This window comes from Microbulbifer maximicatervae (SeqCode) (genome assembly GCF_056231245.1).
The window spans coordinates 1,012,954-1,035,640 of sequence record NZ_CP174334.1; the positions used below are offsets into that span (position 1 = coordinate 1,012,954).

General features: G+C 51.2%; 19 protein-coding genes. 14 read left to right on the top strand and 5 right to left on the bottom strand.

Features of this window, described 5'->3' with window-relative positions; genetic code table 11:
• Window positions 1-2: 2 nt before the first annotated feature.
• The 12 genes from murD to mutT all read left to right on the top strand — a co-directional run bounded on the left by murD (window position 3) and on the right by mutT (window position 15,855).
• Window positions 3-1,385: a UDP-N-acetylmuramoyl-L-alanine--D-glutamate ligase gene (gene murD, locus ACJJIS_RS04410; protein WP_475709559.1), complete on the top strand. Its 1,383-nt coding sequence runs from the start codon at window positions 3-5 to the stop codon at window positions 1,383-1,385.
• Window positions 1,382-2,605, top strand: coding sequence for a putative lipid II flippase FtsW (ftsW, locus tag ACJJIS_RS04415; protein WP_475709560.1), 1,224 nt, complete (start codon window positions 1,382-1,384; stop codon window positions 2,603-2,605). Before murD ends, ftsW begins: the two co-directional genes overlap by 4 nt.
• On the top strand, window positions 2,605-3,702 hold the full coding sequence (gene murG / locus ACJJIS_RS04420; protein WP_475709561.1) for an undecaprenyldiphospho-muramoylpentapeptide beta-N-acetylglucosaminyltransferase: 1,098 nt from the start codon (window positions 2,605-2,607) through the stop codon (window positions 3,700-3,702). The genes ftsW and murG overlap by 1 nt, the downstream gene beginning before the upstream one ends.
• Before the next feature lie 29 nt (window positions 3,703-3,731).
• Window positions 3,732-5,195, top strand: a complete 1,464-nt coding sequence (gene murC / locus ACJJIS_RS04425) for a UDP-N-acetylmuramate--L-alanine ligase (protein ID WP_475709562.1) — start codon at window positions 3,732-3,734, stop codon at window positions 5,193-5,195.
• A 133-nt stretch (window positions 5,196-5,328) separates the two neighbouring features.
• The gene (locus ACJJIS_RS04430; protein ID WP_413665884.1) at window positions 5,329-6,015 is read left to right on the top strand and encodes a cell division protein FtsQ/DivIB; all 687 of its coding nucleotides are present in this window, start codon (window positions 5,329-5,331) and stop codon (window positions 6,013-6,015) included.
• 115 nt (window positions 6,016-6,130) lie between these two features.
• Window positions 6,131-7,366: a cell division protein FtsA gene (ftsA, locus tag ACJJIS_RS04435; RefSeq protein WP_282933862.1), complete on the top strand. Its 1,236-nt coding sequence runs from the start codon at window positions 6,131-6,133 to the stop codon at window positions 7,364-7,366.
• An 88-nt stretch (window positions 7,367-7,454) separates the two neighbouring features.
• Window positions 7,455-8,696, top strand: a complete 1,242-nt coding sequence (gene ftsZ / locus ACJJIS_RS04440; protein ID WP_413663008.1) for a cell division protein FtsZ — start codon at window positions 7,455-7,457, stop codon at window positions 8,694-8,696.
• A 394-nt stretch (window positions 8,697-9,090) separates the two neighbouring features.
• On the top strand, window positions 9,091-10,005 hold the full coding sequence (gene lpxC, locus ACJJIS_RS04445) for a UDP-3-O-acyl-N-acetylglucosamine deacetylase (RefSeq protein ID WP_475709563.1): 915 nt from the start codon (window positions 9,091-9,093) through the stop codon (window positions 10,003-10,005).
• Window positions 10,006-10,162: 157 nt separating this feature from the next.
• On the top strand, window positions 10,163-11,098 hold the full coding sequence (locus ACJJIS_RS04450; protein ID WP_413663007.1) for a M23 family metallopeptidase: 936 nt from the start codon (window positions 10,163-10,165) through the stop codon (window positions 11,096-11,098).
• Between the two features lie 163 nt (window positions 11,099-11,261).
• Window positions 11,262-14,012 (top strand): preprotein translocase subunit SecA, encoded by a 2,751-nt coding sequence (gene secA, locus ACJJIS_RS04455; protein WP_475709564.1) that lies wholly within the window; start codon window positions 11,262-11,264, stop codon window positions 14,010-14,012.
• A gap of 232 nt (window positions 14,013-14,244) precedes the next feature.
• Window positions 14,245-15,447, top strand: coding sequence for a bifunctional glutamate N-acetyltransferase/amino-acid acetyltransferase ArgJ (gene argJ, locus ACJJIS_RS04460; protein ID WP_475709565.1), 1,203 nt, complete (start codon window positions 14,245-14,247; stop codon window positions 15,445-15,447).
• Between the two features lie 9 nt (window positions 15,448-15,456).
• Entirely contained in the window at window positions 15,457-15,855 is a 399-nt protein-coding gene (gene mutT / locus ACJJIS_RS04465; protein WP_475709566.1) for an 8-oxo-dGTP diphosphatase MutT, read from the top strand.
• Window positions 15,856-15,908: 53 nt separating this feature from the next.
• Here the strand turns inward: mutT and yacG are convergent, their stop codons facing one another.
• The 5 genes from yacG to pilB form a co-directional block, all read right to left on the bottom strand.
• A complete protein-coding gene (gene yacG / locus ACJJIS_RS04470) occupies window positions 15,909-16,124 on the bottom strand; it encodes a DNA gyrase inhibitor YacG (protein ID WP_108734183.1) in 216 nt (71 codons plus the stop codon).
• Window positions 16,125-16,176: 52 nt separating this feature from the next.
• Complete coding sequence (gene coaE / locus ACJJIS_RS04475) at window positions 16,177-16,785, bottom strand: dephospho-CoA kinase (protein WP_475709567.1); 609 nt, start codon at window positions 16,783-16,785, stop codon at window positions 16,177-16,179.
• A 111-nt stretch (window positions 16,786-16,896) separates the two neighbouring features.
• Entirely contained in the window at window positions 16,897-17,781 is an 885-nt protein-coding gene (locus ACJJIS_RS04480; RefSeq protein ID WP_475709568.1) for a prepilin peptidase, read from the bottom strand.
• 5 nt (window positions 17,782-17,786) lie between these two features.
• Window positions 17,787-19,001: a type II secretion system F family protein gene (locus ACJJIS_RS04485; RefSeq protein ID WP_445361280.1), complete on the bottom strand. Its 1,215-nt coding sequence runs from the start codon at window positions 18,999-19,001 to the stop codon at window positions 17,787-17,789.
• Window positions 19,002-19,157: 156 nt separating this feature from the next.
• Window positions 19,158-20,870, bottom strand: coding sequence for a type IV-A pilus assembly ATPase PilB (pilB, locus tag ACJJIS_RS04490; protein ID WP_475709569.1), 1,713 nt, complete (start codon window positions 20,868-20,870; stop codon window positions 19,158-19,160).
• Window positions 20,871-21,255: 385 nt separating this feature from the next.
• Between pilB and ACJJIS_RS04495 the strand changes: the two genes are divergently transcribed.
• Together ACJJIS_RS04495 and ACJJIS_RS04500 are read left to right on the top strand one after the other, a co-directional pair.
• Entirely contained in the window at window positions 21,256-21,813 is a 558-nt protein-coding gene (locus ACJJIS_RS04495) for a pilin (RefSeq protein WP_475709570.1), read from the top strand.
• Between the two features lie 65 nt (window positions 21,814-21,878).
• On the top strand, window positions 21,879-22,619 hold the full coding sequence (locus ACJJIS_RS04500) for a hypothetical protein (RefSeq protein ID WP_475709571.1): 741 nt from the start codon (window positions 21,879-21,881) through the stop codon (window positions 22,617-22,619).
• The last annotated feature ends 68 nt before the right edge of the window (window positions 22,620-22,687 follow it).

Consider the following 22,687-nt stretch of genomic DNA (forward strand, 5'->3'; position numbering starts at 1 on the left):
AAATGAGCCTGATCGCGACTTCTTCACAGCAGAAAGTGGTAATAGGTCTTGGCGCTACCGGAAAGTCGGTGGTGCGCTACCTGCTGCGTCACGGCCATACGCCGGTCGTGGCAGACAGTCGCGATAACCCGCCGGGGCTCGAAGCTTTTCGTCAGGAGTTCCCAGAGGTTGCGGTGGAAACAGGTCCATTGCGCCCGGGGACAATACTCGCGGCGAGCTTGATTATTGCCAGCCCCGGAGTTGCGCTTGCTGAACCCGTATTGCAGCAGGCGATTGCGGATGGGATTCCTGTGGTTGGGGATATTGAGTTATTTGCCCAGGCTCTGACTCGGATGCAGTCGACAGCAAAGCTCGCCGCGATCACCGGCTCCAACGGAAAGAGTACAGTGACCACACTCCTGGGGGAGATGGTTGAAGAAGCGGGGCTGATAGTTGATGTGGGTGGCAATATCGGTGTACCGGTGCTGGATTTGCTTGAGAAACCTCTGCCGGACATCTTTGTTTTGGAGCTTTCCAGTTTTCAATTGGAAACCACCTACTCGCTGGCGCCTACTGTAGCCACCATTTTAAATATGAGCGCGGACCATATGGACCGCTACCCCAGTATGGTGGAGTACCACCGGGCCAAGCAGCGTATTTATCGCGGAGCGGATCAGTTCGTGATAAATCGCGCGGACCCTTTATCCCAGGGGCCTCTTTCCCGAGAGAGACGGGAGTGGAGTTTTGGGCTTGATCAGCCGGATCTCAATCAGTTTGGCCTGCGCTTGCATGAGGGGCAGAACTGGTTGGCTCGAGGCACAGAAGTTTTAATGCCTGTGGCCGATTTGGCTATGGTGGGTAAGCATAATATTGCCAATGGTTTGGCAGCCCTGGCAATGGGCTATGCACTGGACCTGCCCACTGAGGCGATGCTAAAAGTTTTACGCAACTTTCGCGGGTTGAAACATCGCTGTGAGCGCGTGGCTGATTTTGAAGATGTTGTTTATGTTAACGATTCAAAAGGCACCAATGTAGGAGCAACCCAGGCGGCATTGGATGGCTTGGCTACGGCAACCAGTAAAATAGTGCTTATTGCTGGAGGGGATGGCAAGGGTGCTGATTTTGCCCCCTTACGGAAAAGTGCAAGAGCACTCCGGGCTCTGGTTTGTATCGGTGTAGATGGAGACAAAATAGCAGGTGTCTTTGATGGCCTGTGTGAGATTCGCAGGGCTAGCACAATGGCAGAGGCCGTCGTTGAGGCCAGACAATTAGCCAATGGCGGTGACTATGTATTGTTATCACCGGCATGTGCCAGCTTTGATATGTACCAGAACTTTGAAGCCCGCGGTGATGATTTTCGCCAGGCCGTTCTGGAATTATGCGATACCGCTGGTGACTCCCTTTGAGTGCTCAGGTTATCAAGGCTCAAGGTAGTGAATGGCAGGATGGGCTGCTGCTACTCAGTGTTCTGGTTCTGGCTAGCATCGGTGTGGTGATGGTTGCTTCAGCATCTATCGCCTTCGCTACGGATATTTATGGTGACCCCTGGTATTTCCTCAGGCGTCATTTGGCTTTTTTGATGGTTGGCGGATTAGCTGGATTTGTCGTTAGTCAGATTCCCCTGTCAATTTGGTCGCGACTGTCCTGGCCATTATTACTGTTTGCTTGCCTGTTATTGATTGCAGTGCTTGTGCCGGGGATTGGACGGGAGGTGAACGGTAGCCGGCGTTGGCTGGTATTTGCAGGCATAACTGTGCAACCCGCGGAAGTGGCTAAGTTCTGTCTGCTAGTTTTTTTTGCCAGTTTTTTAACACGTCGAAATAAGCAACTACGCCATTGGACCAGCTTTATGGTGCCAGTGGTGATTCTCGCAACGGTTGCTCTGTTACTGCTTTTACAGCCGGACTTCGGTTCGGTGGTTGTAATTTCAGGCACCGTGCTGGCAATGGTTTTTTTGGCGGGAGCGCGCCTCCCCCATACTTTTTTATTGGTAGCTGCGGCTGCGAGTGGACTGGCGTTAATGGCACTGATGAGTCCCTATCGCTTACAGCGATTGCTGACGTTTCTGGATCCTTGGGGGGATCAGTTTGCCAGTGGCTACCAACTTACCCAGTCCCTGATTGCATTTGGTCGCGGAGAGTGGTTTGGAGTTGGTTTGGGCAATAGTGTGCAGAAACTGTTTTATCTGCCTGAGGCTCATACGGATTTTATTTTTGCCATTCTGGCAGAGGAATGGGGAATGTTGGGTGGCGTAGTGCTGGTAGGGCTTTTTGTTGTTCTCACCTACTCACTGCTCCGCCTGGTAAAAGAGGCCCTGGTGCAGGAGAAATTTTTCGTTGCACTTCTAGCTTTTGGTATGGCAGTGCTATTGGCAGGACAAGCTTTCGTGAATATGGGCGTTGCTTCAGGCCTGTTGCCGACTAAAGGGCTAACGCTGCCATTTGTCAGCTCTGGTGGCAGCAGCCTGATTGTATGTTGTGCATTACTTGGCTTGGCGATGCGGATTCGGGCTGAACTAAAAGAGCCTGCTGAAAACGGAAGCGGGGGGCTTGAGCTTTTGCGTCAGCTGCCAATATTCCATTCAACCAAGTTCAGTGTGAAGGGCAGCAACGGAGAAACGGTTTGATGTCTGAAGTAAATAAGCGTTTTTCTGGAAAGAAGTTTTTGCTGATGGCCGGTGGTACCGGCGGTCATGTGTTCCCAGCGTTGGCTGTGGCTAAAGCGTTGCAAGAGCAGGGAGCTGTTGTCGAGTGGTTAGGTACTGCCCGTGGGATTGAATCCCGTTTAATACCTGCGGCGAATATTCTTTTGCACTGCATTAAAGTGGAGGGTATTCGGGGGAAGGGAAAGTTGGCCTTACTTAAAGCCCCGTTGCAAATTTTGCGGGCAATTGCTCAGGCCAGGACAGTTGTTAAGCAGGTACAACCTGATGCAGTACTCGGCTTTGGCGGCTTTGCGACCGGCCCAGGGGGCGTTGCAGCCCGTCTCAGGGGGATACCGTTGATTATTCACGAGCAAAATGCTGTTGCCGGAACGACAAACCGCTTGTTAGCGCGGATTTCCAGCCAAGTGCTTGAAGCATTTCCCAGTGGGTTACCCGGTGCCAGGCAGGTGGGTAATCCAGTGCGCAAAGAAATTGCAGAATTGCCTGAGCCAGAAACACGAATTGGCAGCCAGTCGTCTCTGCGCCTTTTGGTATTGGGCGGTAGTCTCGGTGCTGTAGCAATTAATGAACTGGTTCCTAAGGCAATCGCATTGCTGAAACCCTCCCTGCGCCCGGTAGTGGTCCACCAGGCTGGAGAGCGCCACCTTCAGGCTGCCAAAGACGCCTATAAAGAGGCGGCAGTAGAAGCTGAGGTGCTCCCTTTTATTGCGGATATGGCTGAGGCCTACCGCTCTGCGGACCTGATTATTTGCCGTTCCGGGGCTTTGACTGTTTCTGAAATTTCAGCGGCGGGAGTCGGTGCAATCATGGTGCCTTTCCCCTTTGCAATTGATGATCATCAAACGCGTAATGGCGAGTGGTTGCAAAATGCTGGCGGAGCGATTGTTATGCAGCAGCGGGAAATGGACGAGCAGAAGTTATCCGGCTTGTTACAAAGCCTGTTAGAAGATCGTCAGAAACTATTGCAAATGGCGACCTCCGCGCGGCGCGCGGCAAAAACTGATGCGACTGAGCAAGTGGTTAACGCTTGCAGAGAAGAGCTGGCCTCGGCCAGGTAACACAGAATAAGTGGACGAAGGTTAAAGTAATGTCTTCAGTGCGGACAAACGAAGATAAAAGTTATGCGGTACCGGCCATGCGCCGTATCCGCCGTATCCACTTTATTGGGATCGGTGGTGCCGGTATGAGCGGCATTGCAGAGGTATTGCAGAACCAGGGCTACGAAGTCTCAGGTTCTGACCTGCGTGAATCTGCGGTTACTGATAGATTGCGCAAATTAGGGGTTAAGGTCCAAATCGGACACAGCGAGGAAAATGTTCGCGGCGTTGATGTTGTTGTTAACTCCTCTGCCGTACATGGCGATAACCCGGAGCTGATTGAAGCGAGAGAAAAGAGAATCCCTATTGTACGCCGTGCCGAAATGCTCGGTGAACTGATGCGCTATCGCTATGGCATTGCTGTGGCGGGAACCCACGGAAAGACCACCACGACCAGCTTAATCGCCTCAATCTTTGCAGCAGATAAAAAAGATCCGACCTTTGTTATCGGTGGCCTGGTCAACGCTGCCGGTGCCAATGCTGCCTTGGGCGAAAGTCGCTATCTAGTGGCTGAAGCTGATGAGAGCGATGCGTCTTTTATTCACTTACAGCCGATGGTGACGGTGATTACCAATATCGATGCGGACCATATGGAAACTTATGGTGGCGACTTCGAAAAGGTGAAACAGATCTTTATTGATTTTGTACACAACCTGCCATTTTACGGTCTGGCGGTAGTTTGCGGGGATGATACCAATGTTCAGGAAGTCATCCCCAAGTTTTCCCGCCCGGTTCTGACCTATGGATTTGATGAGGGTAATGACTACCGCATCGTTGAAGTAAAGCAGGAACCTCTGCGCAGCCATTTCACGGTACAGAGACCCAAAGGTGATCTATTGCAGGTTTCTGTGAATACACCGGGTATTCACAATGTTCTCAATGCGACTGCAGCAATTGCTGTAGCTAGTGATGAAGGCGTTAGTGATGAAGCAATTCGCCAAGGTCTAATAGGCTTCCAGGGCGTTGGTCGTCGATTCCAGATCTACGGTGATTATGCCGTTAGCGATGATACCGAAGCTGATAAGGTGATGTTGGTAGATGACTACGGCCACCACCCACGTGAGGTAGCCGCTACTGTAAAGACAGTTCGAGATGGCTGGCCGGATCGTCGCTTGGTAATGATTTATCAGCCCCACCGCTATACCCGTACACGGGACTTGTTTGAAGACTTTGTTCAGGTCCTCTCTGAAGTGGATAAGTTGATTTTGCTGGATGTATACAGTGCGGGTGAAGCGCCAATTGCCGGTGCCGATGGCAGAACGCTTGCGCGAAGTTTACGCAACAGGGGACAGGTAGATCCGATTTTTATGGAAACTATCGATCAGGTTCCCCCGGTATTAGCTGATCTGTTGGAGCCAGGTGATATTGTCCTGACCCAGGGAGCTGGCAACGTCGGAGCACTTTCGCAAAGGTTGGCTGATTGGCGCTTGGGCGAGCGCAGCGGCGAGGGCTAAGTAGCTAGTGAAAGGAGCTGGAACGAAATCAGCCGGGAGAAAAAAAAAGACAGCTCGCGGAGCGAGCCCTCTTGGAACCGATGATCCCGAGAAGCTTCGTCTGAACTGGAAGCGGTGTTTTTTTTTATTGGTGATGTTCGCAGGCTTTAGTGCTTTGCTCTATGGTGCAGTTTGGTTATGGCGATGGGTGCCATCGGTTGAGTTGAGTAATGTTGATGCCCTGGAGCAAGTTGAAGTACGCGGGGCTTTTAATGCGGTAACTGAAGAAGAGTTAAGAGAGGTGCTTCTTCCTCACTTGAAAGCGGGCTTTTTTTCAGCGGACATTCAGGCGATGCAGCAGACATTACTGTCTAACCCCTGGATTACTTCCGCCTCGGTGAGCAGGCGTTGGCCGAAGGGTGTTGAGGTTGATATCACTGAAGCACAACCTCTCGCGACCTGGGGTAAAGATAAATTGTTGGTAGCGAGTGGGGATCTGCTGCCGCGTCCGTCACATATGGGGGTTCAGTCCCTGCCCGAGCTTGCCGGGGATGAAGAATTGGTAGAGCGGATTATGCTGCAATACCGCGCGCTTGCGGGGTTACTGACCACGCGGGATATGGAGGTTAAGCGGTTGTCATTTGACGACCTAAGCGGTTGGCATCTGGAGTTAGTGTCGGGAATTGAATTAAAACTTGGCCATGATGCTTTATTGGAGCGGGTACACCGTTTTCTGTATTTGAGTCGGGGTGTACTGGCGCCGCACTTGCAAAAAGTTGTCAGCGTCGATACGCGCTACAGCAATGCGGTAGCGGTTCAGTGGAAAGACGAAGAAAAGTAAACATCGAGACAGCCCGGGTGGCTGTTTTATAGATAAAAGTTTAAAAGCGAATGCTGTGTTCTGGTCCGATAGCAGAACCTGAAACAGAATGCAGCTCAGCGGGGTTGGCACGAAAATGACACAGGTATCCGATCAGCGCATGATTGTTGGACTGGATATAGGCACCTCTAAAGTAGTCGCTATTGTCGGTGAAGCTTCCGGTGATGGGGAACTTAATATTGTCGGTATCGGCTCTCATCGTTCCACTGGAATGAAAAAGGGCGTAGTGGTTAATATTGAATCAACCGTGCAATCTATACAGCGCGCTGTGGAAGAAGCTGAGTTGATGGCGGGTTGTGAAATTCACTCTGTGTACGCAGGGATTGCGGGAAGTCACATTCGCAGCTTGAACTCTCACGGTATAGTTGCGATTAAGGATCGAGAGGTTACCCAGCAGGATCTCGATCGTGTTATTGATGCTGCCAGGGCTGTCGCTATTCCTGCGGACCAGAAGATTTTGCACACGCTTCCGCAGGAATACCTGATTGATAATCAGGAAGGGGTAAAAGAACCTCTCGGAATGTCTGGTGTTCGCCTCGAAGCAAAGGTCCATTTGGTCAGCGGTGCGGTGAATGCCGCACAAAATATTGAAAAGTGTATTCGTCGCTGTGGTCTGGAAGTAGAAGATGTCATTCTTGAACAATTGGCTTCAAGTTACGCAGTCCTGACCGAAGATGAAAAAGAGTTGGGAGTGTGCATGGTAGATATTGGTGGAGGAACTACCGATATTGCTGTGTTTACTGGTGGATCTATTCGGCATACGGGTGTGATACCGATTGCTGGAGACCAGGTTACCAATGATATTGCCATGGCTTTGCGCACACCGACACCGCACGCAGAAGATTTGAAAATCAAATATGCGTGCGCATTGGCAAAGCTCGCTCGGGAAGGTGAAACCATCAAGGTGCCGAGCGTTGGTGATCGCGCGCCCAGGGATTTATCCCGACAGGCATTGGCCGAGGTCGTTGAGCCGCGCTACGACGAATTGTTTACATTAGTACAGGCGGAGTTACGTCGCAGCGGCTTCGAAGATTTGTGTGCGGCGGGTGTAGTACTTACCGGCGGCTCTTCAAAAATGGAGGGCGCGGTTGAACTGGCTGAGGAAATTTTTCATATGCCGGTTCGCCTAGCAGTGCCTCAGGGTATTGCAGGTTTGACGGATATCGTCAGCAACCCAATTTATTCCACTGGAGTTGGATTATTGATGTATGCGATGCAGCAGGAAGAGGCTCGAGAGGGCAAAATACAGCCTGTGCGCAACGATAATCAGTGGTGGGACAAGGTAAAGCACTGGTTTCGCGGAAATTTGTAATAGAGTGCAACCAGATTTAGCCATCCGGTGAAGGATTTTTTTTAGGCATGGCTGTAAAATTCGACATGAGCAAGAAAGGGGAACAGCAATGTTCGAACTAGTTGATAGCGTACAGGATAAGCCTGTCATCAAGGTGATTGGTGTCGGCGGCGGTGGTGGTAATGCTGTTAAGCATATGATCGCCAATGATGTTGAGGGCGTAGATTTTATCTGTGCAAATACAGATGCACAGGCCCTCAAAGATGTTGAGGCCCGCACTATCCTGCAACTGGGTAACACAATTACACGCGGTTTGGGCGCAGGGGCAAACCCGGATATTGGCCGTCAGTCCGCACTTGAAGATCGCGATCGCATTGCTGAGGTATTAACCGGTGCGGATATGGTATTCATCACTGCCGGTATGGGCGGTGGTACCGGTACCGGTGGTGCGCCGATTGTCGCTGAGATTGCAAAAGAACTGGGCATCCTTACCGTTGCGGTAGTTACTCGCCCATTTAAGATCGAAGGGCGCAAACGCACAGTTGTAGCTGAAGAGGGTATCCTTGAGCTGCGTGATAAAGTTGATTCTCTGATTACTATCCCCAACGATCGTTTGCTGGAAGTACTCGGTAGCAAGATCACAATGAAATCTGCTTACAAAGAGGCAGATAACGTTTTATTGGGTGCTGTACAAGGCATTGCCGACCTGATGATTCGTCCGGGCATCATGAACGTGGACTTCGCCGATGTGCGCACCGTAATGTCTGAAATGGGCATGGCGATGATGGGGTCCGGTTCTGCCGTCGGTGAAAACCGTGCGCGCGAAGCGGCTGAGAAAGCCGTGCGAAGCCCGCTACTGGATAACGTCAACCTGGCAGGTGCTCGCGGTATCCTGGTGAATATCATCACCGGTAGCGAAGAGGCGGGCTGTCAGGAACTGACCCTGGGTGAGTACTCTGAAGTAGGTGAGATTGTCCAGGAAATCGCCTCCGATGAAGCTACTGTGGTTATCGGTACAGCGGTAGATGATAAGCTCGGTGATGAGATGCGGGTTACCGTTGTGGCCGCAGGTCTTGGAGAGGGTACTCCTGCAGCGCGTCCGGCGAAGGTGGTGGATAATACTCGCCGCCCAGAGCCTCGCGAGCCTGTTCGTGAAACCCGTGAGGTTCGCGATAATCACAGCGCTCACGCTGGCCACAGCTCTGCGGGACTGGCAAGCCGCGAGGCCATTGATCCGCGCCCTCGTGCTGAAGCGGAGCGCCCCAAGCGCCCGGCTCCTGCCCTGAATCCCGCTGATGCGGATATGGAGTACCTGGATATTCCAGCCTTCCTGCGCCGTCAGGCAGACTAGGAAACGGTACCGCAGAGGCAGAACACCGCTCATGTCTGCCCGGCTCCGGCTGGGTATTGCCGCTGCGGTGCGGCTTTTGCTCGGGTCTACCTTGTCGAATGGGTGGGCCCTTGCCCCGTTTGTGTAGATTTTGATCAGAACTGGTGAGTCGCAATAACTATCTAAAATAATTAACAATTATTAACAGCGCTTGCGGAGCTTAGGATCTTAGAATGCTGTCATAGCGACATGCGTTGGCGCTGCAATCTTTGCTTGATCTATCCTCATATAGGTAGGTGGTGCACAGTTGTGGTGACCACTCGCCCAGAATTGGTATTGGCGTCGCAATTGTGCTAGTATCGATGGCTTGCTGCGCCTTAGGGGCGTAGTCCACCGACGGGGAAAAGATAGTTTCATGATCAAACAGCGCACGCTTAAGAATGCTATTCGCGCCACTGGCGTAGGTCTGCACACTGGCAAGAAAGTTGTACTTACCCTTAAACCAGCGCCCGTAGACACCGGTATCGTGTTCCGTAGAACCGATTTGGACCCGGTAATTGAAATCGAGGCTCGTGCGGAAAATGTCGGCGACACTCTCCTTTCAACCACCCTGGAAAAGGGTGATGTTCGCATTGCTACGGTAGAGCACCTGCTCTCGGCAATGGCGGGCCTTGGCATTGATAACGCGGTTGTCGAGTTATCCGCGCAAGAAGTGCCCATTATGGATGGCAGTGCCGGCCCATTTGTATTTCTAATTCAATCTGCAGGTATCCAAGAGCAAGCAGCTCCGAAGAAATTCCTGCGAATCAAGAAGCCAGTAACTGTAGAGGATGGCGATAAGGTTGCCAGCTTCCTGCCTTTTAATGGCTTTAAAGTGTCCTTCACAATCGACTTTGACCACCCGGTTTTCCAGGGGCGTAACCTGAGTTCATCCGTGGACTTCTCCAGTACCTCCTTTGTGAAGGAAGTGAGTCGCGCCCGTACCTTTGGCTTTATGCACGAAATCGAGTACCTGCGCTCCAAGGGCCTGGTTCAGGGTGGTTCCGTTGATAACGCAATTGTGATTGATCAGTACCGCATTCTGAATGAAGGCGGGTTGCGTTATGAAGACGAATTTGTGAAACATAAAATTCTGGATGCGATTGGCGATCTCTATCTTCTGGGGACCAGCCTGATTGGTGAGTTCAAGGCCTTTAAGTCTGGCCATGCGCTGAACAATAAATCCCTTCGCAACCTGATGGCTCAGGAGGATGCTTGGGAAATGGTCACCTTTGAAGGTGAGCAGGAAGAAGCACCGATCTCTTATATTAAGCCTATTTTGGCAGTTTGATACTTTCGCAAGAAGCCGGCATTATAGTGCCGGCTTTTTTGTATGATTGTTTCACAGAGAAAGCCTATAGATTTTTGGTATCCTTATTGGTTTGGCACCTCGGCTTGTGAGCTGGGGACTAACGAAAATTAAAAATGTCGAACTCCTCACAGCTCCTATGAAAGTAATCCTGGTTAATGAGCGCGGTGCGACTCGCAGCTTTAATTTTGGCAGTTTGAGCAAAGCCCTGTTGGGGTTGTGCTTGCTGAGCCTCCCTGTGGGTGCATTTCTGCTGGGGGCGAATTTACCGGTTACTAAAACTGACCTATTTGATTCCCGAACGGCCAAGGCCTGGAGCCGCGCACTGCGCAAACAGCAGGAAGAAATTGCTGAAGCAGATAGAGAGGCGCGGGAGCAGCTGGCAGCTCTTACCGTTAAGCTTGCAGAGTTGCAGGCGCGTTTAACTCGCCTTGATGCACTGGGTGAGCGTTTAACCTCTGTTGCCAACCTCGATGAAGGAGAGTTTGAGTTTGGCAGTGCACCTGCTATCGGTGGGCCGGAAGACCCCGGAATCGCAGGTGCATCGGAGTTGCCGTATCAGCCACCGGAATTCCTGGATGTTATTGGAGATCTCTCTCATCAGATTGAAGATCGCCAAATGCAGCTGAACACACTCGAATCCCTGATGGCCAACCTCAAGCTTGAGGACGAGCAGTTTTTAGCGGGCCGCCCGATCAGCAAGGGATGGATGTCTTCCCGTTATGGTTATCGCACCGATCCATTCACTGGCCGTAGGACCTGGCACAAGGGTGTGGATTTTGCTGGCAAGATGGGCTCCGATGTTGTTTCGGTAGCCGCAGGTGTTGTCACCTGGGCTGATGAGCGCCATGGTTATGGTCAGTTGGTAGAAATTAATCACGGCAATGGTTATTCAACCCGCTATGGGCACAATAGTGAGCTGAAAGTGGGGTTGGGTGACGTGGTCAAGAGGGGGCAGACTATTGCCCTGATGGGTTCCAGTGGCCGTTCTACCGGGCCCCATGTTCACTTTGAGATATATAAGAACAACCGCACGGTTGATCCAGCTAGCTATATCCGCCGCACAGGCAGATAAGAACTATCCTTCCTTTACGCGTAATTGTTGGTAGCTTGGCATAAGAGTTGCCAGCGCTTGCGCCTTCCTGTTTACTTGCACCCCTCGCATAAAGGAGCGTCGGTGCATCGATCTGCCCGATATTAGCGCCGACAGCGCAAATAAGATAAGTGGTTTCTAGATAATGATTGGCAAACTGATTAAATCGGTCTTTGGTTCAAAAAATGACCGCGAGCTGAAGCGCATGCGACGCGTCGTGGGAAAGATCAACGCTTTAGAAGAGGATTTCCAGAAGCTTGATGATGCAGGCCTGCGGGCTAAAACGGATGAGTTTAGGCAGCGACTCGCTGACGGGGAAAAACTCGATCAAATCCTGCCTGAGGCGTTTGCGGCGGTGCGTGAAGCGGGTCGCCGGGCCATGGGTATGCGCCACTTCGATGTTCAGCTGATCGGCGGGATGACCCTGCATGAAGGGCGTATTGCAGAAATGCGTACCGGTGAAGGTAAAACCCTGGTTGCAACCCTGCCGGCCTATCTGAATGCACTTGAAGGCAAGGGCGTTCATATTGTTACGGTGAACGATTACCTCGCTTCGCGGGATGCCAATTGGATGCGCCCGGTGTATGAATTCCTGGGTATGACAGTGGGAGTTATTGTTTCCCAGCAGCCACCGGAAGAAAAGAAAGCGGCCTATGAGGCTGACATTACTTACGGCACTAATAACGAATTCGGTTTTGATTACCTGCGTGACAACATGGTGTTGCGCAAAGAGGACCGTACCCAGCGCCCTCAGAACTTCGCTATTGTCGATGAGGTGGATTCCATCCTGATCGATGAGGCGCGTACTCCGCTAATCATTTCTGGAGCCGCCGAAGACTCGTCCCACCTTTATATGGCAATGAATAAGTTGGTTCCCCAGCTGGAGCGTGCCGAAGAAGGTGGGGAGGGGCACTACACCGTTGATGAAAAGACTCGCCAGGTTGAGCTGACGGAGCAGGGCCACTTGTTGATCGAAGACCTGCTGTCACGCAGTGGGTTGATGAAGGAAGATCAGTCCCTTTACGCCCCTGGGAACCTGGGCCTGTTGCACCACGTGCACGCCGCCCTGCGCGCGCATGTGCTGTTTAACCGCGATGTGGATTACATCGTGCAGAACGGCCAGGTGGTGTTAATTGATGAGCACACAGGTCGGACCATGCCCGGTCGCCGTCTCTCCGAAGGCCTGCACCAGGCGCTGGAAGCAAAAGAGAGTGTGCAGATTCAGAGTGAGAGCCAGACCCTCGCTTCTACAACATTCCAGAACCTGTTCCGCTTCTACCCCAAACTTGCGGGAATGACCGGTACTGCGGATACAGAAGCTTTTGAATTCCAGCAAATTTATGGCCTGGACGTGGTGGTGATCCCCACCAATAAGCAAATTCAACGTGAAGATCTCAATGACCTGGTTTACCTGAGCCAGGAAGAGAAGATGGAAGCGATTATTGAGGATGTGAAGCACTGTCGTGAAAAGCAGGCTCCAATCCTTGTAGGTACCGCTTCTATCGAAACCTCTGAAGAAATGTCCCGCAAGTTGCAAAAGGCGGGAATTAAGCACCAGGTTCTCAACGCGAAATACCACGAGCGCGAAGCACAGATCATCGCTCAGGCGGGTCGCCCGGGTGCAGTGACTATCGCTACCAATATGGCTGGTCGCGGTACCGACATTGTTCTCGGTGGTAACTGGGAGGCTGAAGCGGCAGCCCTGGCCCAGGAGAAGGGTAGTGAGCTGACCGAAGCGGAGCTCGCACAAGTCAAGGAAGATTGGAATGAGCGCCACGAGCAGGTGATCGCTGCGGGCGGTCTGCATATTATCGGTACTGAGCGCCATGAGTCCCGCCGTATTGATAACCAGCTGCGAGGCCGTGCAGGTCGTCAGGGTGACCCGGGTGTTACTCGTTTTTACTTATCCCTGGAAGATAACCTTATGCGCATCTTCGCCTCCGACCGGGTGAAGAATTTTATGCAGATGCTGGGTATGGAGCGCGGTGAGGCGATTGAGCACCGCATGGTTTCCAACGCTATCGAAAAAGCCCAGCGCCGTGTTGAAGGCCGCAACTTTGATATTCGCAAACAGTTGCTGGAATACGATGACGTGGCCAATGACCAGCGTCAGGTGATTTACGGCCAGCGCAATGAGCTGCTGGAAGCTGAGGTTATCAGTGATACGATCTCTGCCATTCGTGAAGATGTGGTTGACGGCATTGTCTCCGGTTCTATTCCCCCCCAGAGCGTGGAAGAGCAGTGGGATATTCCAGCCCTGGAGCAGCAGCTCTCTGGCGAATTGGGTATCCAGTTGCCGGTTCAGCAGTGGCTCGATGAAGATCGCACTCTGCACGAAGAGAGCCTGCGGAAAAAGATTACTGTCGCCGCGCAGGAAGCCTATGCTGCAAAAGTCTCCCGCATTGGTGAATCTTCCGGTGATGCCAATCTGATGCCGACTATCGAGCGTCAGATTATGCTGCAAGTATTGGATCAGTTGTGGAAGGAGCACCTTTCCAGCATGGACCACTTGCGTGCGGGTATTGGTTTGCGGGCTTACGCCAACAAAAACCCCAAGCAGGAATTCAAGCGCGAGTCTTTCCACCTGTTCCAGAGCATGCTGGAGAACCTCAAGCATGAAGTGGTGCGTATTCTTGCCCACGTAGAGCCGATGACTCGTGAGCAAGCGGAAGAGATGGAGCAGCGTCGCCTGGAAGAGCAGCGCAGGCAGCAGCTTGAGCTGCAACACGCTCAAGCTTCGGCGCTTCCAGAAAGTGAGCCCAAGGAGCAGCAGCCGGCTACCCCGGCACCGGAGCGTCGCGGTCCTAAAGTCGGGCGCAATGATCCCTGCCCCTGTGGTTCCGGGAAAAAGTACAAGCAGTGTCACGGCAAGCTGGCTTCCTCTACCCAGAGCTAATTCTCTACTGCTTGAATTCAGAAAATGCCCCGCTTAGAGGGGTATTTTTTTAACTGGAAAAAGAATTATCTGCGGAAAAGAATCCCAATCCCGCAGATAAGTTTATTTTTGGCTTGCCTTACTGAGTTTCGGCTTTGATAATGTCGGCCGCTCATTTATTTCCGCTATTCCGTTTGGGTGAACTGGGGTCTAGGTTTACCTGCAGCTGTGATAGCCCAAAGTCGTTATTCTTATGCCTGAATTATCCATACCCGCTGTCGAAGGGGTTCGCCTCGCCAGTGTGCCTGCCAGGATCAAAGACTGGGAACGCAATGACCTGTTGTTGGTTGAGCTTGCTGAAGGAACTTCAGTTGCAGCCACTTTTACCCAGAATACTTTTTGTGCGGCTCCAGTAACGGTGGCCAAAGAGCATATCGCCAAAGGAGAAGTGCGAGCCCTGGTGGTTAATTCCGGCAATGCTAATGCCGCTACTGGGGTAAGGGGACTGGCGGATGCCCGGGCTACTTGCGAGGCGGTGGCAGATGCACTGAAGATTTCTGCTGAACAAGTATTGCCTTTTAGTACTGGTGTCATTGGTGAGCACTTGCCGATGGAGAGGTTACTCACTGCTATCCCGGGGTCTGCTGGACAGCTTGATCCCGCCGGATGGGAATTGGCGGCCGAGTCCATTATGACTACGGACACCCGGCCAAAGATTGCGAGCCGCAAGTTAATGATTAATGGTGAAGAGATTGCCGTTGTCGGTATTGCCAAAGGATCCGGCATGATCCAGCCGAACATGGCGACCATGCTCGCCTATGTCGCCACTGATGCCGGTGTGGCGCAGCCTCTGCTAGATCAAATGGTGCGTGAAGTTGTCGGGGCCTCATTTAATCGAATTAGCGTAGATGGAGATACCTCGACGAATGATGCTTGTGTTTTGATGGCCACAGGTGCGCGGGGGGAGATGATCAGCAGCTCTGAGAACACTGGCTACCTGGAGCTGTACAGAGTAATTTCGGAAATACATATAGAACTGGCCCAGGCCATTGTCAGGGACGGTGAGGGGGCGACCAAGTTTGTTACCGTACAAGTGGATGGCGCGCTCAGCAGTGAAGAGGCCTTGGCAGTAGCTTTTGAAGTCGGTGATTCTCCGCTGGTGAAAACTGCACTTTATGCCTCAGACCCTAACTGGGGTCGGCTGGTTATGGCGATCGGTAATGCTATCCAAGGCGAGTTAGACACCGATAAGGTGGAGATTTTCCTCGATGATGTACAGGTGGTCAGTGCCGGTGGGCGCGCATCTGGATATCAAGAGCAGGCTGGAGAGCAGGTATTTTCAAAACCTGAATTTACAATCCGTATAGAGCTGGGTCGCGGTGCCAGCAGTGAGCACATCTGGACCTGTGACTTCTCTCACGAGTATGTCACCATCAACGCAGAATATCGGACTTGAGGTAGTAGAGTGAGTAAGGTTGTCCATGTTGCTGTCGGTGTAGTAACCCGAGGGGACGGCAAGATCCTGATTGCCCGCCGTCCCGACCATTTGCATATGGGGGGGCGCTGGGAATTTCCCGGTGGCAAGGTGGAAGCTGGTGAGTCTGTGCAGGAGGCGCTCTATAGAGAGCTACTTGAAGAAGTGGCCATTGAAGTACAGGAGTTGCAGCCTCTGGTAGAAATTCGCCACGATTACCCTGAAAAAACCGTGCTGCTGGATACCTGGCAGGTAACGCAGTTCACGGGTGAGGCCCTCGGGCGAGAGCAGCAGGAAATCAAGTGGGTGTCTGCTGGGGAGCTGGATAACTTCCACTTCCCCGATGCTAATCAAGCGATTATTGAAGCGGTAAAAGGGAATTTCTCCTAAGCTTCATCTTGAACAGCTGCTTGCAGGCAGCTGTTCAAATGGGTTGGATGGCCTTAATGGCGGGGCTTGTTCGGGTCCAGGTCATCACTCAGCACATCGTCATACACTGACTCCCCGGGAATCTTGTGTCCCTCACTAGCCCATTCGCCGAGATCAATCAGCTTGCAACGTTCGCTACAAAAAGGTTTGAAGGGAAACTTATCACTCCACTCAATGGGCTTTTTGCAGGTAGGGCAGTTGAGTGTCGGCGTTACGCTGGATTTAGGCATAAGTTAGCTTGGGCTCTAAAGTGATCTGGATCGGAATTGTACTCTAATTAACTTAGTTCGATTGTCTTGACCGGGCAATCTGCAAGTATTCCCGATGGAGCTGCTCTATTTGAGCTTTGAGTGAGGCTAAGTCACTAGCGTTATCCAGCACATCATCCGCCTTCTCTAGTCTTTGCTCCCTTGTCAGTTGGGCCGTCATGATTTTGCGAATCTGTTCCTGTTGGCTGTTATCGCGCGCGCTGGCGCGCTCAAGCTGCAAAGCCTCGGGTAGATCGACTACACAAATCCTGTTAACGAGCTCATATTGGCCTGACTCAATCAGGAGGGGGGATTCCAATATTGCGTAGGGCCCCTGATTTGCGTTCAGTGAGGAAGTTATTTCTTCTCTAATCAGTGGATGTAAAAGGCTTTCCAGCCATTGCCGTTCGCCTGGGTCGTCAAATATCAGTGTGCGCAGTTTGCTCCGGTTTAACTCGCCACTTTCCAGTAAGACATCGGCCCCGAAGTGTCGGGCTATCTGTTCCAGAGCGGGCTTTCCCGGTTGTACCACAACCCTTGCCGCCCAGTCTGCATCTACTACATTAATGCCCAGACCACGGAAATACCCAGCTGCTGCTGACTTTCCGCTACCGATCCCGCCGGTTAAGCCTACGGTAAACAATGGCTGCCCTCCCCAAGAATAAATAAGGTTGCGGTATAAATAAAAACCCCGGCCAGATAGCTGGCCGGGGTCATGGTAATGCAATTGGATGGAGAGTAGGTAGCTGGCGGCCTAACCGGTAAGCCCAGAGATATTGAAATACCAGTTCATAATATGATCCCCCCAAAGCATAGCGATCCAGCCGGCACCAGCGAGATAGGGACCAAAAGCGATGGGCAGGTTTCGGTCCCGCCCTACGGCAATGCTCCAGGATATTCCCGCGATAGCCCCTACGACGGCAGAAAGCAGGATGACCATCGGTAGCACCTGCCAGCCAAACCAAGCTCCGATAGCTGCCAGGATTTTAAAGTCACCAGCCCCCATACCTTCTTTGCCGGTAACAATCTTAAAGATGTGGAACACCAGCCAAAGAGATAGGTAGCCGGCAATAGCACCGATTACAGCGTCCTGCAGAGAAGCAAACACTCCCCAAATATTGATTAGCAAACCGGCCCAGAGTAACGGCAGAGTAATACTGTCTGGAAGTAGTTGTTTGTCAAAATCGATAGCTGTTAGAGCAATCAAAGCCCAGGTAAAAAAGCATCCAGCCAAAGCCTGCCAGGTGAAGCCCAATTGCCAGACAACGATAGCGGTCAAAATGCCGGTAATCAGTTCCACCATTGGGTAACGTTTGGAAATGGAGGTACCACAGGAACCGCACTTACCGCGAAGAAATAGGTAGCTAATAACGGGGATATTTTGCCAGGCTTTGATCTCAACTTGGCATTTGGGGCAGTGGGAGTGTGGTAGTACCAGATTAAAAGGCTTTTCTAACTCTTTCTGCTCCTCGCTAGGAGGCTTTTTATCAAAGTAACTATAGAAGTCCCGCTTATACTCCCGCTCCATCATAACGGGGAGACGCAGGATTACGACGTTTAAGAAGCTGCCTATAAGTAGGCCCAAAATAAAGGCGCTGCCTATGAGCAGCGCCGGGTAAAAGGTTAGGGTTTCAATCATCTGTTTTAAACAACTTGACCCAGCTGGAAAATAGGTAAGTACATGGCGATCATCAAGCCGCCGACCAGAATACCCAGCACTGCCATAATTAGCGGCTCAAGCAGAGTGGTAAGGTTGTCGACCATATTGTCTACAGCCTCTTCGTAGTAGTCGGCTGACTTACCCAGCATTTCATCCAGGGCACCAGACTCTTCACCGATGGCTGTCATTTGTATCAGCATGGTGGGAAAAACCCCCGATGTTCGCAGCGCGGTATTGAGGGGGATACCCGTTGCGACAGAATCTCTTATTTTAAGGGTAGCCTCGGTATAGATACTGTTTCCGGTTGCTCCTGCAACAGACTTAAGTGCGTCGATCAAGGGAACCCCGGCGGCAAAGGTTGTCGAAAGGGTACGGGCGAAACGCGCTGAGATAGAGTTGTAGGTAATTTGGCCGATAATTGGCAGTTTTAAAATAAGGCGGTCAAAAAACTCGGCCACTTTTTTATTGCGCTTTTTGGCTTCGATCGTGCCGCCAATACCGACAATAGTAATAACAAGGGCTATAAACCAGTTTGCCTGCATCCATTCTGACATGCTGACGACCAGTTTTGTGAATGCGGGTAGATCCGCTCCGAAACTAGAGAAAGTGGTGGCAAATTGAGGGACTACTTTGATTAGCAGAATTGAAGTTACAACAAGTGCAACTGCAATTACCGCAATAGGGTAGGTCATTGCTTTTTTGATTTTTGCCTTTAAGGATTCTGTTTTTTCCTTATAGGTAGCAATTCTGTCCAGCATGGTTTCCAGTGCGCCAGACTGTTCACCAGAGGCAACTAAGTTGCAGAATAAATCGTCAAAGTACATGGGGTGTTTACGCAGTGCATCAGCAAATGCCGTGCCCGAGGCAACTTCGGTGCGTATTTTATAAACTAATTCTTTGACCCCCTGGTTATCCATGCCGTCAGCAACAATCTCAAAGCTCTGTACCAGAGGTACACCAGCCTTCATCATGGTAGCCATCTGCCGAGTAAACAGCGCGATATCGGCAGGTTTGACTTTTTTCTTACCGCCGCCGAACAGGGGGGTAGGCTTCTTCTGTACGCGATTGGCGATGATTCCCTGTTTGCGCAGCTGGGCCTTTACCAGTGCTGGGCTCGTACCGTTGATCTCACCTTGAATTTTAGCCCCTTTACTGTCTACTCCCTTGTAGATGTATGCAACTGCTGTAGCGTTGGCCATAAATGTTACCCTGGATATACTTTTCACTTCTGCATTTTTGAAGTCGACAGAAGAGTGCTTTTGATTCTTTATTCGATATCTTAAAACTCGGCGGCTTATACCGGCTTAAAACGAGATTTCACTGCGGAGCCTAATCCCATATTAGGCTAATAGCAGTTAATCCTTCGTGACCCGGTTGGCCTCCTCCAGGCTGGTGACACCCATCACAACCTTTCTCAGTGCTGAAACTCTCAGATTGTTGAAGCCCTCTTGCCGAGCTTGATCTGCAATCTGAATAGAGTTGCCTCCTTCCATTATAATTCTGGAGATGCCGTCAGTGATGCGAACCACTTCATACACACCTACGCGGCCCTTATAGCCTTTAGAACAGTGCTCACAACCCACGGGCTGAAAGATGCTCCAGTCGCTTTCGGGGATTGTAACGGCGGAAAAGCCCTCAGCCTCGAGTACTTCGGGTGGAAGGGTGGCTGGTTTCTTACACTCATTACACAATCTTCGAGCCAGGCGCTGCGCAATAATAACGCTCACAGAGGTGGCAATATTAAAAGTAGGGACGCCCATATTCATTAGGCGAGTCAGGGTTTCCGGTGCAGAGTTGGTATGTAGTGTTGAAAGCACCAAGTGCCCGGTTTGTGCTGCCTTAATGGCGATTTCGGCCGTTTCCAAGTCCCGAATTTCCCCCACCATAACAATATCGGGATCCTGCCGCAGGAACGAACGCAGGGCCTCGGCAAAGTCGAGTCCGACTCTTGCTGAAACATTGACCTGGTTGATGCCCTCGAGATTGATCTCCACCGGATCCTCTGCGGTAGAGATATTGCGCTCCGGGGTGTTCAGGATATTAAGTCCCGTATAAAGCGAGACCGTCTTTCCTGATCCTGTGGGGCCGGTAACTAAGATCATTCCCTGCGGTTGGGCCAAGGCGTCCATATAGATTTGCTTTTGCTCATCCTCATACCCAAGGGCATCAATGCCGAGCTTGGCAGAGGAGGGGTCGAGAATACGCAGTACAATTTTCTCACCCCAGAGAGTCGGCAGGCTGTTAACGCGGAAATCGATAGCCTTGGTTTTGGAGAGCTTCATTTTTATGCGGCCATCCTGGGGAACCCGCTTCTCAGAAATATCCATCTTGGACATCACTTTGAGGCGTGCGGAAAGCCTGGAGGCCAATTGAATGGGAGGCTTGGCAATTTCGTGCAAGACCCCATCGGTACGAAATCTCACCCTGTAGGATTTTTCGTAAGGTTCAAAGTGGATATCCGAAGCTCCGGTGCGGATTGCGTCGAGAAGCACTTTGTTCACAAAGCGAACTACCGGTGCTTCATCGCCACCGGGTTCCTCATCACTGCCGCGATCGGAATCGTCCTCACCAACATTGAGGGAATCAAGTTCCTCGTCCTCCATGCCATCGAGACCTGCTCCCATATCGTCACCCTGGGACAGGTAGTTCTCAATGGCTTTGGCGAGCTTATCGGCTTCGACTATAACGGGGTCAGTATTCAATCCAGTATTAAAATTTATCTCATCCAGGCCGGCAAGATTGGTTGGGTCCGCCACCGCTACAAATAGCCGGTTGCCCCTTTTATACAGCGGAAGAGCGAAGTGTTTGATGACAAGCTTATCGTCGACGATATCCCTTGGAATCAGCTCAAAGTTATAGCTGCTGAGGTCAAAAAGCGGAGTGCCAAATGCCAGTGAAGCGATCTTGGCGAGTTCAGAGCTTTTAACCAGTTTGGTTTCCGCTATATGCTGGACAAAGCTTTGATTTTCTCGCCGGGCTGCTTTAACGGCAGATAGCGCGGTTGATTCATCAAAAATTTGATCGGCAACCAAACGCTTGGCTAGGCCGCTAAGAGGGGGTGCTGTCATTGGTCACACTGCCGTATAGGGTTACTACATGCTTGTTGCTTAAGAAGCTGGGTTAGCCTAAAGCATTACATCCAAAGCGTATATTTAGGATATCGAACGGAATATAGCGAAATAATGAACGAGAGCCAATAAATTGAAAGCTTGACTAAATGTCTCGGGTATAGCCGTCAACTGCTAAAGAGTGACAATTTTTGTCGGATATCGAAGATTAGTGTCAATCTCCATAGGGTGAATCTGATGCAGAGAACGAATGTGTGATCAGTAACGCAGTTGCAGGATGGGGTTGTAATTAGTATTTGTTAACGTTGGCACAAAGCTTGTATATTGTTCTGCGACTTCCTCACGGGATTCACTATTTCAAATAGTCTGTATGGAGACGGTTACAATGAAAAAGCAACAGGGTTTTACTCTTATTGAATTAATGATCGTAGTCGCGATCATCGGTATTTTGGCAGCCGTAGCTCTGCCGGCTTACCAAGATTACACCGCTCGCTCCCGAGTAGCAGAGGGCCTCACTTTGGCTACTGAAGCGCGCGCAATTGTTGCTGACAACGCAGCTAACGTAGTGCCGGATGCTGCCGGTGGCTTTGCAGCCGGTTACCCAATCTCTGCTGCAATTAATGCTGCGACTACCCCTTGTGCTGCTGCCGGTACTTGTACCCTGACTCTGGGTAATAACGGTGCTGTAGGTGGCTCCCAGAATGTAAACACCATTGCGGTAACAACCTCTACTGGTCAGATTGATATCGCTTTCGGTACTCGTGTATCCGCTGCAGGTACTGAGACCCTGAGCCTGATTCCCACTGCTGCAGGCGCTGCCCTAGTGGTAGGTACTCGCCCAACCGCACCAATTATCTGGACTTGCTACGCTGCAGGTAAGGCTAATGCTCCAGCACAGGCAACTCTGCCAGGCAATATTGCACCGGCTGAATGTCGCGCATAATCCTGCTTAAGTTGTGATAAAAAGCCTCCTTTATAGGGGGCTTTTTTTGTTGATAAGGTAGGTAGATGTTACAAGCAAAGTTAAAAGCGACGGGCTACCACGCTCTGATTACATTATCGGTAGCGGCTTTGATGCTGGTTGCCGTTTATGGGATTTGGTATCCAGGCGAACTTGCCGACATGATGGCGGGGGCGAATCTCTTTTTGCTTGTAATGGGGGTAGAGTTGGCTATGGGGCCTTTGATGTCCCTCGTGATCTTTAATCCCCAGAAGCCCAGGCGTGAGTTAGTCCGTGATTATCTTTTGGTGGGAGCTGTACAGCTGGCGGCATTAATTTATGGGTTGTATGTAGTCACACTATCGCGGCCGGTCTATCTGGTTTTTGTTAAAGATCGAATAGAAGTTGTTGCCGCCTCTGAGTTGGATGCCGTTGATATGAAAGCGGGAGCTAATGGCTATACGGATAAGCCCTGGTTCGGCCCAAAGCTGGTCTGTACAGAGGGGCCAGTGGATGCTCAGGAAAAATCAGATTTGCTTATCTCAGCGTTGAAAGGTAAAGACATCCAGTTGTACCCTAAATATTACCGACCCTGCTTTAAGGGTGAAATAGCTGGTAGGGCCTTTGGAAGGGACAATTTTGAACTTATTGCCAAGGCCGAACAGCAATCTCTACCTTCAGATCTACAGGATCAAGACTTCTTATGGTTGCCCGTTGTAACACGATTTGGGGCTTGGACCGCCGTTTTTACGAAGGAAGAGGGAGTTGATAACGCGACCTACTATAATATCTATCCTTTTGAGCAGTAATGACTTTAGGGTTGCCAGTGATGTGAGTTTACAGCCTTCTGTCTTCTTATACTTAGATGTAAACTCCT

Bases quoted from the DNA above. Each gene is read 5' to 3' on its own strand.
- murD (WP_475709559.1), top strand. From the start codon at position 3: ATGAGCCTGATCGCGACTTCTTCACAGCAGAAAGTGGTAATAGGTCTT.
- murG (WP_475709561.1), top strand. From the start codon at position 2,605: ATGTCTGAAGTAAATAAGCGTTTTTCTGGAAAGAAGTTTTTGCTGATG.
- murC (WP_475709562.1), top strand. From the start codon at position 3,732: ATGTCTTCAGTGCGGACAAACGAAGATAAAAGTTATGCGGTACCGGCC.
- ACJJIS_RS04430 (WP_413665884.1), top strand. From the start codon at position 5,329: ATGTTCGCAGGCTTTAGTGCTTTGCTCTATGGTGCAGTTTGGTTATGG.
- ftsA (WP_282933862.1), top strand. From the start codon at position 6,131: ATGACACAGGTATCCGATCAGCGCATGATTGTTGGACTGGATATAGGC.
- ftsZ (WP_413663008.1), top strand. From the start codon at position 7,455: ATGTTCGAACTAGTTGATAGCGTACAGGATAAGCCTGTCATCAAGGTG.
- lpxC (WP_475709563.1), top strand. From the start codon at position 9,091: ATGATCAAACAGCGCACGCTTAAGAATGCTATTCGCGCCACTGGCGTA.
- ACJJIS_RS04450 (WP_413663007.1), top strand. From the start codon at position 10,163: ATGAAAGTAATCCTGGTTAATGAGCGCGGTGCGACTCGCAGCTTTAAT.
- secA (WP_475709564.1), top strand. From the start codon at position 11,262: ATGATTGGCAAACTGATTAAATCGGTCTTTGGTTCAAAAAATGACCGC.
- argJ (WP_475709565.1), top strand. From the start codon at position 14,245: ATGCCTGAATTATCCATACCCGCTGTCGAAGGGGTTCGCCTCGCCAGT.
- yacG (WP_108734183.1), bottom strand. From the start codon at position 16,124: ATGCCTAAATCCAGCGTAACGCCGACACTCAACTGCCCTACCTGCAAA.
- ACJJIS_RS04480 (WP_475709568.1), bottom strand. From the start codon at position 17,781: ATGATTGAAACCCTAACCTTTTACCCGGCGCTGCTCATAGGCAGCGCC.
- ACJJIS_RS04485 (WP_445361280.1), bottom strand. From the start codon at position 19,001: ATGGCCAACGCTACAGCAGTTGCATACATCTACAAGGGAGTAGACAGT.
- pilB (WP_475709569.1), bottom strand. From the start codon at position 20,870: ATGACAGCACCCCCTCTTAGCGGCCTAGCCAAGCGTTTGGTTGCCGAT.
- ACJJIS_RS04495 (WP_475709570.1), top strand. From the start codon at position 21,256: ATGAAAAAGCAACAGGGTTTTACTCTTATTGAATTAATGATCGTAGTC.
- ACJJIS_RS04500 (WP_475709571.1), top strand. From the start codon at position 21,879: ATGTTACAAGCAAAGTTAAAAGCGACGGGCTACCACGCTCTGATTACA.